The 9,322-nt window shown below is 53.6% G+C and carries 9 protein-coding genes; 5 read left to right on the top strand and 4 right to left on the bottom strand.

Annotation, left to right across the window (positions count from 1 at the left end; all coding sequences use genetic code 11):
* Positions 1–84: 84 nt before the first annotated feature.
* Positions 85–450, bottom strand: coding sequence for a hypothetical protein (locus P3X23_RS09360; protein ID WP_300875848.1), 366 nt, complete (start codon positions 448–450; stop codon positions 85–87).
* A gap of 48 nt (positions 451–498) precedes the next feature.
* Entirely contained in the window at positions 499–624 is a 126-nt protein-coding gene (locus tag P3X23_RS09355) for a hypothetical protein (RefSeq protein ID WP_300875846.1), read from the bottom strand.
* Positions 625–921: 297 nt separating this feature from the next.
* Here P3X23_RS09355 and gyrA point away from each other — a divergent pair, with 297 nt between their 5' ends.
* The 5 genes from gyrA to P3X23_RS09330 all read left to right on the top strand — a co-directional run bounded on the left by gyrA (position 922) and on the right by P3X23_RS09330 (position 6,155).
* The gene (gyrA, locus tag P3X23_RS09350) at positions 922–3,483 is read left to right on the top strand and encodes a DNA gyrase subunit A (RefSeq protein WP_300875843.1); all 2,562 of its coding nucleotides are present in this window, start codon (positions 922–924) and stop codon (positions 3,481–3,483) included.
* A complete protein-coding gene (gene hpnA, locus P3X23_RS09345) occupies positions 3,480–4,469 on the top strand; it encodes a hopanoid-associated sugar epimerase (protein ID WP_300875840.1) in 990 nt (329 codons plus the stop codon). Before gyrA ends, hpnA begins: the two co-directional genes overlap by 4 nt.
* A 49-nt stretch (positions 4,470–4,518) precedes the next feature.
* Entirely contained in the window at positions 4,519–5,601 is a 1,083-nt protein-coding gene (locus P3X23_RS09340; protein ID WP_300875837.1) for a class I SAM-dependent methyltransferase, read from the top strand.
* Positions 5,602–5,749: 148 nt separating this feature from the next.
* Positions 5,750–5,983 (top strand): hypothetical protein, encoded by a 234-nt coding sequence (locus P3X23_RS09335; RefSeq protein WP_300875835.1) that lies wholly within the window; start codon positions 5,750–5,752, stop codon positions 5,981–5,983.
* The gene (locus tag P3X23_RS09330) at positions 5,976–6,155 is read left to right on the top strand and encodes a hypothetical protein (RefSeq protein ID WP_300875833.1); all 180 of its coding nucleotides are present in this window, start codon (positions 5,976–5,978) and stop codon (positions 6,153–6,155) included. Before P3X23_RS09335 ends, P3X23_RS09330 begins: the two co-directional genes overlap by 8 nt.
* A gap of 5 nt (positions 6,156–6,160) precedes the next feature.
* Here the strand turns inward: P3X23_RS09330 and P3X23_RS09325 are convergent, their stop codons facing one another.
* Both P3X23_RS09325 and dacB read right to left on the bottom strand, forming a co-directional pair.
* A complete protein-coding gene (locus P3X23_RS09325) occupies positions 6,161–7,897 on the bottom strand; it encodes a diflavin flavoprotein (RefSeq protein ID WP_300875831.1) in 1,737 nt (578 codons plus the stop codon).
* Positions 7,898–8,458: 561 nt separating this feature from the next.
* The coding region (gene dacB / locus P3X23_RS09320) for a D-alanyl-D-alanine carboxypeptidase/D-alanyl-D-alanine-endopeptidase (RefSeq protein WP_300875829.1) at positions 8,459–9,322 on the bottom strand (864 nt) is incomplete at its 5' end.

The raw sequence follows: 9,322 nt of genomic DNA, 5'->3' as shown, positions 1-9,322 counted from the left end.
TTGGAGGTCAGCATGGGTTCCTTCCAAGTGATCCGGGTGTCAGGTGAGTCATCTTGCAGATGACAGTCACCTTAAACATCTGCGTCATCTGATTTGGTGAAAGGCAAAATCCCGCCGTTTGAGCAGGCTGCCGTTGACCAGCGACCACTCATGAAAGACAATCGGCTGCGGGTTCTCGCCGACGGTCTGGAGTGAGAGCGCATCGCCGTGGACGATGTTGCGTTTGAGAATGTACCGCACTGTCTGACGGCAAGCAGCCTTGGCTTTCTCGCCAAACAGGGCGGTGTAGGCTGCGTCGAACGTTTCGTAGAGACGCCGGCGGCACTCTTCGGCGTTGTCGGCCAGAATGTCGATGCCATACAGTGAAGACACAGCCAGCACGGCATAGCGCTCATAGTCCAGTTGGCTTTTGGCGTAGCGTTTTTCTACGACCTTGAGCTTGCGCCGCAAGACTTCGATAATGAAATTCCCTGTACCGCAGGCGGGTTCCAGAAACCGCTAATCAATCCGCTCGGTTTCCTGTTTAACTAAATAGAGCATTGCCGTGACGATGTGTGGGGGAGTCAGCACCTCTCCGTAGTCGGCAACGCGCTGTTTGGATTTAATGTGGGTGTTTAAGTGCATTGTCAGCTCTAGTTTGTCTGCCGGGTGGATAGCTTTACAAGATTGATTATCAACTGGTGGATTATTCTTGCACTGCTTGTTCTAGGTTACTGGTCAGCCCTTCCTCATTCTCCGCTGTCCTGTTGGCATCACTTTGCTGACGGTTATCATAATACAAAAATAATTGTCGGATTTCTGTTGGGCTAAAGTACCCTTGAAAGGAGGGACTAGAGTTGGCATTTAGGCTGGCGTGGTATCATAAAAGCTTTAAGCTGAACGATAAAATTGTCAAATTTATTCTTTGGTTAAGGCCTGTCCATGAGCTTTGCTGCTGAGTCTTCTCGGATCATTCCCACTGAGCTGCGGGATGAGATTTCGCGCTCATACCTTGAGTATGCCATGAGCGTCATTGTCGGGCGCGCCCTTCCCGATGCCCGTGATGGTCTCAAACCAGTACACCGGCGGATTCTCTACGCTATGCACGAGTTGGGACTGACTAGCGATCGCCCCTTCCGCAAATGCGCCCGTGTGGTGGGTGAAGTCCTAGGAAAATATCACCCCCACGGTGATTCGGCGGTTTATGATGCCCTCGTGCGCATGGCGCAGGACTTTTCCATGCGGCACCCCCTCATTGATGGCCATGGCAATTTTGGCTCCATTGACAATGATCCGCCAGCAGCAATGCGTTACACCGAGTGCCGGCTGCAAGCGTTGACCACAGAAGCCCTGCTGCAGGACATCGAGCAGGAAACGGTGGATTTTATTGATAACTTTGATGGTTCCCACCAAGAACCCCTTGTCTTGCCGGCGCGAATTCCCCAGTTGCTCCTCAATGGCACCTCCGGCATTGCCGTGGGCATGGCCACCAACATCCCGCCCCACAATTTGGGGGAACTCGTGGATGGGTTGGTGGCCTTAATCCATAATCCCCAGATCAGCGATCGCGAGCTAATGCGCTACATTCCGGGGCCTGATTTCCCTACGGGCGGACATATTCTAGGTCAGGGGGGTATTGAAGAGGCCTACACCACCGGACGGGGTTCGATGACGCTGCGGGCTGTGGCTACCATTGAGACCCTTGAAGCGTCGGGTCGCCAACCCCGCGAAGCCATTGTTGTTACGCAGTTACCCTACCAAACCAACAAAGCGGCATTGATGGAAAAAATTGCCGAGTTGGTCAACGAGAAAAAAATTGAGGGGATTGCCGATCTGCGCGATGAAAGCGATCGCGATGGCATTCGGGTGGTCATTGAGCTAAAGCGAGAGGCCTATCCACGGGTGGTGCTCAACAATCTCTACAAGCAAACGCCGCTACAGGTAAATTTTGGCGCCAATATGTTGGCGATTGTCAACGGCGAGCCGCAACTGCTGACCCTCAAGCGCAGCTTAGAGGTCTTTCTTAGTTTTCGCGAGGAGACGATTGCCCGCCGTACTCGCTATGCCCTGCGCAGGGCTGAAGAACGAGATCACCTCCTTCAAGGCCTACTGGTGGCCCTGGCAAATCTGGATGCAGTCATTCAACTCATTCGCAGCGCCAGTGACACCACCCTTGCCCGCCAGCAATTGATGCAAACCTATGGCCTCAGTGAAGCCCAAGCCGATGCCATTTTGCAGATGCAACTGCGGCGCCTCACCGCCTTAGAGGCGGAAAAAATTGAGCGCGAGCACGCCGATCTCCAGCGGCAAATTGCTAATTACCGCGATATTTTGGCTAATCGGCAGCGGGTACTGGAGATTATTGAAAAAGAAGTCACAGAACTCAAGGCTAAATTTGCTACCCCTCGGCGATCGCTGATTGTGCAAGCGGATGCTGAAATTAGCGACACTGATTTAATTGCCAACGATAAATCTGTTATTCTTGTTACCCAGCAGGGCTACATCAAGCGGATGCCCGTAGATACCTTTGAAGCTCAAAGCCGCGATGGGCGGGGGCGCAAAGGAGCAGAGATTAAAGACGATGATGCCGTTGAGCACTTCTTTAGCTGTAATGATCACGATTGTATCCTCTTTTTTAGCGATCGCGGTTTAGTCTATGCCTTGCCCGCTTACCAAATTCCCAGCGGCTCGCGCCAAGCACGGGGCACCCCCATTGTCCAACTCCTGCCCATTCCCCGCAGCGAAAAAATTACCTCCGTCATTGCTGTCCAAGAGTTTAGTGAAGATGAGTATCTTGTGATGCTCACCCGCAAGGGATTCATCAAGAAAACAGCGCTGTCGGCCTTTAGTCATATCCGCGCCAACGGCCTGATTGCCATTTCCCTTGAAGAGGGGGATCAACTGCGCTGGGTGCGGCGCACCCGTGAAGAAGACACCATTATCCTTGGCTCGCGGCAGGGCATGGCCATTCATTTTCGTGCCAGTCACGATCAACTGCGCCCCCTTGGACGAGCAACCCGCGGCGTCAAGGCCATGAGTCTGCGGCCGGGGGATGAACTAGTGGGCATGGATATTCTGCCTGCGGCGATCGCCAACCGCCTTGCCATCCCGCCAAAGAAGGAAACAGCAGAAACCGAAGACAGCAATGAAGCCGCCGCCCAAAGCGAAGGCCCTTGGGTACTGGTAATCACCACCAATGGCTACGGCAAGCGGGTACCGGTACAACAGTTTCGGCTGCAAAACCGCGCCGGCATGGGCATTACCGCCACCAAGTTCAAAGCCAAAAGTAACGAGGATCAACTGGCCGCCCTGCGAATTGTCAATGCTGAGGATGAACTCATGATTGTAACCAGCCGCGGCATTATTATTCGTCAGAAGGTGATGGATATTTCCTCCCAGTCGCGATCGGCCACGGGCGTCCGCCTACAACGCCTCGACGAAGAGGATGTGATTGTCACAGCAGCCGTCTTGCCCCCCGGTAGCATCGAGGTGGAGGAAGATTGAGCAACACTGCCTTTCTCACCGGTGCCAGTGGCTTTGTCGGTACCCATGTGGCTCAAGTGCTGGCAGAAAGAGGGTATCGCGTCCGTGCCCTTGTGCGGCAACCGCAGCGGGCAGCCCATCTCAAGGCATGGGATGTGGAATTGGTGCAAGGAGATCTTCGCACCAGTGACCTCGTTTCCTTGATGCAGGGGTGTCAAGTGCTCTTCCACGTTGCAGCCCACTACAGTCTGTGGCGGCGCGATCGCCCCCTCCTCTATGCTGTCAATGTGGAGGGAACACGGCGAATCTTGGCTGCGGCGCGTGAGGCGGGCATTGAGCGCACCGTTTACACCAGTTCCGTGGCCGCCATTGGCGTGGATCCCAGCGGTCAACCCACAACGGAAGCCTACCAAAGCCCTCCTGAAAAGCTGATTGGCGAGTACAAGCGCTCCAAATACTGGGCAGAGCAGGTGGCACAGGAGGCAGTCAGCCAAGGGCAAGATATTGTGATTGTGAATCCCAGTACCCCCATTGGCGCTTGGGATGCCAAACCCACCCCCACTGGGGAAATCATTCTGCGCTTTTTACGAGGACAGATGCCCTTTTATGTGAATACAGGGCTGAATTTAATCCATGTGCGGGATGTGGCAGTTGGTCACCTGTTGGCCTTGGAAAGAGGTAGAACCGGTGAACGCTATATCCTCGGCCACCAAAACCTAACCCTTGCAGACCTTCTCGAGCGCTTGGCCGCCATCACGGGGTTGCCGCGTCCCCGCGGCGAGATTCCCGCTGTAATTCCCTTGGTGATAGCGTGGTTCGATGAGGTAATCCTGGGGGCTTTGGGTAAGCGCCCCGCCATTCCCCTCGATGGGGTGCGCATGGCACAGCAAAAAATGTTTTACGATGCCGCCAAAGCGGTGGCTGAATTGGGGCTGCCGCAGACGCCCATTGAGGAGGCACTCCGTGAAGCCGTGACTTGGTACCGTGAACGGGGCTACTGCCCCTAGGCTTTGCGATATAGTGAGGATTGAAGATTATGAAGTTTAGTTAAGAGCTATGGTGGTTGCGCCCTTTGCCTCTCAGTTGCCCTTTGTGGAAGAGACGCTGCACAGTGGCTATCAAGCCCTGCAATGGGGCAAGAATATTTTTGCGATCGCCCACAAAACCCTGAGTGCACGTCTTTTAAATACCCTCTTTCCCACTGAAGAGCGGACGCAACCCCTTAGCCCTCAGTTGCAAGCGTGGCTCAAGGAACGCTACGCAGCCCTACTCCAGCAGGATTGGCAGGATGCCGCCGCTGGCTGGTATCCCCCCACACTCCTTTTTGATGCCCCTTGGGAAGAGTTTTTGCGCTTTTACCCACTGCTGTGCCTTGATTTACTACAGATGTGGCAGCGGGCGCGATCGCGCCAATTTCAAGAATTTTCTAAGGACGTGCGCCTTGAAGACTATCCGCAGTACTATCGCCAAAACTTCCACTACCAAACCGACGGCTACCTCAGTGAAACCTCCGCCAACCTCTACGATGTCCAAGTGGAGCTGCTCTTTGGCGGTACGGCAGATGCAATGCGGCGGCGTGTGATTGCCCCCATTGGCCAACATTTTGCCGCTCATCCTCCTATGCCACCGCTGCGCATTCTCGATGTTGCCTGTGGGACGGGGCGCACCCTGAAGCAACTGCGCTATGGCTTCCCAGAGGCGGCGCTCTTTGGCATTGATCTGTCGCCCACTTATTTGCGCAAAGCCAATTCTCTACTGGCCACCCAGACGGGAGATCTGCCGCAACTGATTCAAGGGAATGCCGAGAGCCTTCCCTACGTGGACAACTACTTTAGTGCCATCACCTGCGTTTTTCTCTTCCATGAACTGCCTGCTCCAGTGCGCCAAAACGTGATCAATGAATGTGCCCGTGTTCTTCAACCGGGGGGCGTCTTTGTGATCTGTGACTCAATTCAAGCCCTAGATTCCCCAGGGCAGCGGCCGATGATGGAAAACTTTGCCAATCTTTTCCATGAGCCTTTTTACCGCAACTACATCGAGGATGATTTGAATCTCCGTTTAGACAAGGCGGGTCTAGTGGTTAAGGAGATTCAGCACCACTTTATGAGTAAATATTGGGTGGCCGTTAAACCTTCTTAGGCCAACAGTGCCAGTCGGCTACGCTTTGTAACAGTGCCTACCCACTGCGATGGGGGACTGCTAGGCTGAAGGCAATCAATCACAACGTCCTTTCCCTATTGCAGTCTGGAGGGTTAGGCTAAGATGGCAAGCGGAGTTTGTCTCTGGCTTGGCGGAAATCGATCAGGCGCATCAGGCACTGTTGGAAATGTTACAGCAGTTACGCTTGGCGATCCTCGAAGGAGCAACATTTGCGCAAGTGAAGCCCCAGTTACTCGCGTGTGTCACGGAAACGGAACGCCACTTCCAGCACGAAGAAACTCTGAGGGCGGCTGCCACCCATCCCCTCTACCTATCGCGCTGCTCACCAAAATCTGCTGCGGAATTTAAGTTTAGTGCTTGAGGATGTGCAGGGGCATCCCGAAAACCTGACGCCAGAAACTGTTGAGGCGATTGGCGCCCTAGGGGTGCGCCATATTTGCGAAGAGGATCTGCCGATGCTCTACCTGCTTGCCCATCCCGAGGAGCTGGCGCAGCAACAGGCGGCTGAATTGACCGCTGAGAATGTGTTTTAGAAGGGCTAACTGCTGGTTTTGCGATGTTGGATTGCCGTTAGGCCACTGGTTTGCAGCAACTCCCCACTCTCAACCACTGCATAGATCAGCCAGTGATTGCCACAGTTCATGCGGGACTCCACCGTGCACTCCAAGTAGGCAAGGGCATCGAGCAAAATCGGGGCACCACACTCAGCGCTTTTGAGGCCAAGGGTTGCTAACTGTTGTTCACCAAGGCGTTGCGCCTGCTGAAATTGGCGAACGAGGGGACTGCCTTCCTTCAGGATATTCAGGACAAAGCGATCGCCCACCAAGCAGAGGCTTTCTGCCCATTCTTGGGGCAAGGACACGGTCATTCCAGGCGGATGAAACGAGGCTTGGGACACCGACGACACCAAAATAGCCGCTGCTTGTGTGAGGTGAAAACACCCTTCGGGCAGCGTTGTCAGGACACACAGCGAACCCACGACTCGGTTCACCGCTTGTTCAGTGCGATCCACCTGTGCGTCCACAAGACTGGGCGGGCGTACAGTGCGGTTCTTGCGCAATTTTTTCAGGGCTTGGGCAAACTCGTTGGCAGCAATTTGGCATTTTTCGAGATCGCTTGCCGTTGGGGTAAACTTCACCCGCAGTGTTTCAAAGCCAAGGGTATAACCCGCATCGAGGAGTTTTTGCTCAATGTCATCAATGGCCTCCCCGCTCCAGCCATAGGAGCCAAAAACTCCCGCCAGTTTGGTTTTGCTGCCCTCGGCCAAGATGAACCCCAAGGCGGTCTGCACCTGTGTTGGCATGTGCCCCCCTAGGGTGGGGGAGCCAATGATAAAGCCATCGCTGCTGTGGATCAGGGCTTGCATTTCCCCTGGGGGCGTTGTTTCACAGTTTACGGTTTCCACTTGAACGCCAGCTGCTATCAGCCCTTGGGCGATTGCGTTGGCCAGAATTGCCGTATTGCCATAGGCAGAGGCATAGAAAAGCGCCACCTTGGTCTCCTGTTCTGTTTGGGCTTGGCACCAGTCGCGATAGTCCTGAAAAAGGCGGCTACGGCTAAATTTGACTATCGGCCCGTGGGCAGGAGCATAAAGGCGGGGGGGCGGGGTCAGTTCTGCCAGGCGATCCAAAATGCTTTCCACTTGGCGGGTTTGGGCGGCATGGAGGCATTCAAAATAATAGGCGCGGTCCTCATCGAGTTTTTTCCACTGTTCATCGTAGAGACTATCGCCACAGACATGGGCGCCAAAGAGCTTATCTGTGAACACAATTTGATTCTGGGGATCCACAGTGATGAGGCCGTCGGGCCAGCGGGGTGTAGCAGCGGCAATAAATTCCAGATGGCGATCGCCCCCCAACTCCAAGGGTGTTTCCCCGCGGGGAATCCAGAGATTCAACTGTTCGCCAAGGGTGGAGCGCAATGTAACTGCCCCTGCTTTGGAGCAAACGATAATAATCTGGGGCGCTTTTTGCAGTAAAACCTTGACGGTGGCGAGACGATTGGAGTTGACATGACTGAGGATCAGGTACCGCAGTTGACTCAGATGAATGTACTGCTGGAGTTTTTGTAAATAAATCTGGGTAAAGGATTCCCCCGGCGGGTCTAGCAGCGCAGGTTGGAGGGCTTGGATGAGGTAGGAATTGGAGGTGGTTCCCTGTTGACGGCCATACTCGACTTCAAACTTCAGCCGATCCCAGGTGCGCGATCGCAAGACCAAAACCCCCGGTGCAATTTCAGCCACCTGAACATCCCGGGGACGAGTTTCTGTCAGCATTTGACACCTCCTAAATACCTAGTGCTGCGGTACTGCTATCGAACATGTTAAAAGGACACTGCTACCATAACGTAGTTTAGCGACCTAGGGAATTGCGGCGATCAATTTCTATCTTTGATCACGATCTTTTGTTTGCTTATTTTTCTAATAGCAGAATAATTGTATGATTGGCAGTCCAAGAATTGGTTATTTCATACAGGTATTCTCACAAAGCAAAGCTATGATTAACACAGTAAAAAGGAACTTCACCTGCCTCGTCTATGCGATACTTCATTAAATTGAAACTAAGCGAACTATGCCTTCCAATCCTATCAGATCAAAAAAAGTCAGTGTAATTGTTTTTAATCTTTGTTTCTATATTTCTTTTATAAGTAAAATCAATCAATAATTTTAGGATTTGAGGAACAGAGTAGGAGCAGAGCTTTCTCAACCGGGAAAATCTAATACTCTCCTGTATCTGCCAGTAGAGTCTTTCCTAGGGATTGAACCCTCTCAAAACTGTGGTGAACCGCATCCCTCTTGTGTATCCCACATCGTAGAAAAAGGCTGTCATCCCGACCCTTAGCGGGAGCGATCGCAAGCCTGTAATTGCGCTAGGAGCAAAACAATTCGATCTAGTCCTGAGCGTAATTGCAGCGGAGTCGTCCCTGCTTGGTTGAGGACAATACTGAAAACTAAGGGGCGATCCTGTACTGGTTCCACATATCCCGCTAAGGCAACAACACCCCGCAACGTGCCGGTTTTAGCCCAGACCCGATCTTGAGCGGCTGTATTGCGCAACCGCTGACGTAATGTACCCGATCGCCCAGCAAGGGGGAGCGATCGCCACCACAGCGAAGCATGCTCTGTTCGTACCATCTGCTGCAACAGGGTTACCAAGCCATTGGGCGTCAGCCAGTTTTGCCGCGAGAGTCCCGAACCGTCCACCAAAACTGCCCCTTGAACTCCAATTTGCTCTAAGTAGCGTTGGCGATAGCCGGGTTGGGCTGCCTCTAGGGCAGCAAGGAGCATTTCTGCATAGAAATTATCGCTATCCCGGAGGATAGGCAATATCAACTCCCCTAGGGGGCGTGAGGTATGGCGCACCAATACATCGGCTAATGGCTCTGCCGTCTCCACTAGGCGAATCTGCTGCACTTGAATACCCGCTTGAGCAAAGGCACGCTGTACCTGCTGCTGTAGGTAGGGAATTGGCTCACTGAGGGGGATGCGCATTTCTGCCGGCTCACTGCCCCCATGGAGTTGACCACGCACAATGATTTGCTGGCTGCGCACCTCACTTTCGAGAAATTCCGGTTCAGAGGCAGCCACCGTGCGGGTTTCATTCACCACTCGCCAAGGCGGAGGGGCTCCTTGGAGTCGCAGCGCCAAGGCTTGACCCAACTGCTGAGGAACCACTTCTAGGTTGAGGGCGTTTTGATTGAG

This window comes from Thermosynechococcus sp. Uc, assembly GCF_029335995.1.
Classification (GTDB): Bacteria; Cyanobacteriota; Cyanobacteriia; order Thermosynechococcales; family Thermosynechococcaceae; genus Thermosynechococcus.
The sequence above is the reverse complement of the archived record's forward strand: the minus strand, read 5'-3'. Positions and strand labels throughout refer to the sequence as shown.

Coding starts and splice junctions, on each gene's coding strand:
- gyrA (WP_300875843.1), top strand. CDS start 922: ATGAGCTTTGCTGCTGAGTCTTCTCGGATCATTCCCACTGAGCTGCGG.
- P3X23_RS09355 (WP_300875846.1), bottom strand. CDS start 624: ATGCACTTAAACACCCACATTAAATCCAAACAGCGCGTTGCCGACTAC.
- P3X23_RS09340 (WP_300875837.1), top strand. CDS start 4,519: ATGGTGGTTGCGCCCTTTGCCTCTCAGTTGCCCTTTGTGGAAGAGACG.
- P3X23_RS09325 (WP_300875831.1), bottom strand. CDS start 7,897: ATGCTGACAGAAACTCGTCCCCGGGATGTTCAGGTGGCTGAAATTGCA.